Below are 1,839 nucleotides of genomic sequence, written 5' to 3'. Positions count from 1 at the left end.
CAATGCTTGGGATTATTCCGGTTCTTGTTGTTATTTTTAAGGTACCACAACTCGGAATTATTAGCTTACTATGCGGGCTTTGTGCTGTTTTTATTTCAGTGGCACTTCAATTAGTAATATTGCCTATGGAGTGGGATGCAAGTTTTAACAAGGCACTTCCGATAATTACCGAAGGTAACTATCTGCAAGATGATCAAATCGAGCCTTGCCGTAAGATTCTTAAAGCTGCTGCAATGACTTACGTCGCGGCAACTCTAGCAAGTGTATTGAATGTCTGGCGATGGCTAGCCATATTGCGGCGCTAACGTTCTATGGCGCTTGCCAGTCGCGCAATACCGGTATTTTGAAGATGGTTCCTTGCTTGTCTAGCGCAAGATAAAACTCTCCAATTTCTCTAATGACTAAGCCAGAGAAACCATCCCCTTCCCTTAAGTACAAATTATTAATCATGGCTCTTCGTGCGCTCGGTTCTGAAGAGTAGATATGACTGCTAAATTCTATTGTCGGAACCCCCCTTTGAAAGCTAATATTCATTTCACTTAGTAGAGGAAGGTCTGAAAATGCATTTGGTGCACTACTAATTTGTTTGCTTCTATCGCTCTCGTCGTTCACACTTGTCGGCAATATTTTTTCCTCGACAGCTTTAGAAACCGGGGCTGCTTCGGAATAAGGCTCGGCAAGCGGCGGGCTGATGCGCTTAACACCCGCTTTAGGTCGGATAACATCGTCAGCTTCGACTGGCTCTTTATCCTCCTTAGCAGAGCGTTTATCGGAAAAGTCATCCTTTAGAATAGGAAGAGGCTTTGCTTGAATGGGTGCTTTATCAATGAGATGGGATGGAAGTGCCTTGGTTTTACGGCCAGTATCCTTAATGTCCGGCTCAGTCGAGGAGAGTGCTTTATTGTCAGTTAACAGGCTATTTTCAGAGCTTCCACTCTCATCAGTAGAATTGCTGCCTAGAAAATAAAATATCAACGCACCTGCATTAAGTAAAAGGACAAATATTAGGAGGTAAGGCCAAAGAGGCTGTCGCGACATATTCCTTGGCATTACCATCATATCGTTATTAATCGAAGAAACCTTCTCTTGATGCCTATCCTGTTCTGACCTTTTCAAGGCGTCTAAAATGTATGACATGCTAATTCGCCCCCATAAGTCGAGGGACGCCTAAGTTAAGGCGCGAATTTATATGAATCAGCGTCATGCTGCCCGCGATGCCGTCAGGCACAAGGCCTGAGCTGGCTTGAAAGCGCTTAATCTGGTCTTCAATTGGTTCGCTTTTATTGGCTTTATACTGACTGAGTCGAGACAAGCTTTTCCTCAACCATGCCTCTTCTTTTTTCTGTCCTGGCATTACGAGATTCGATTTGTAAGGAGGAACCTTCCAAACAATTGAGTACTCCCCAAACCAGTAGCGATCAACTTCGTCAAGAGAAACCCAATACTTCTCATTCTTATGTGAAACCAAGGCATCACTACCTTCAACCCCCAGTATTGCGATATATAGCGACTCGCCATAGTCATTGACTAGGGTTAACACCGCGGGTCGGTCTAACTTTAGTAACGAGCGCCAATTACCATTTTTATGCAAGCACTTAAGACCGTACATTTCGGCGTAATCACAGGCCAGCATAAAGGGGGCTAAAGGATAGTCGATTCCCCAACGCTCTAAAATCATGCGATATGCATGATATCGATCATCTTTCTGGGTTTTGAGAGAAGATAGGTCGTTAATGATCGGGATCTGTATTGATGAGTTATCAGCATAAGGAGCCTTAGCGGGGCTTTTTTCCGTAGTTGAAAATTGCTGTAAATCTGCCACTTCTTCTGCTGAAGTAC

3 protein-coding genes are annotated in these 1,839 nt (G+C 43.9%); 1 reads left to right on the top strand and 2 read right to left on the bottom strand.

Going from position 1 to position 1,839, the window contains the following annotated elements; translation table 11 throughout:
- The coding region (locus tag A3766_RS23745) for a zinc metallopeptidase (RefSeq protein ID WP_068643096.1) at positions 1-305 on the top strand (305 nt) is incomplete at its 5' end.
- Positions 306-309: 4 nt separating this feature from the next.
- Here A3766_RS23745 and A3766_RS23740 read toward each other — a convergent pair.
- The gene (locus A3766_RS23740) at positions 310-1,137 is read right to left on the bottom strand and encodes a general secretion pathway protein GspB (protein ID WP_068510690.1); all 828 of its coding nucleotides are present in this window, start codon (positions 1,135-1,137) and stop codon (positions 310-312) included.
- 1 nt (position 1,138) lies between these two features.
- A partial coding sequence (locus A3766_RS23735) for a peptidoglycan-binding protein (protein WP_231882978.1) occupies positions 1,139-1,839 on the bottom strand: 701 nt, incomplete at its 5' end.

The sequence above is a fragment of the Oleiphilus sp. HI0132 genome (assembly GCF_001635845.1).
This window is presented reverse-complemented; position numbering and strand designations above follow the sequence as displayed.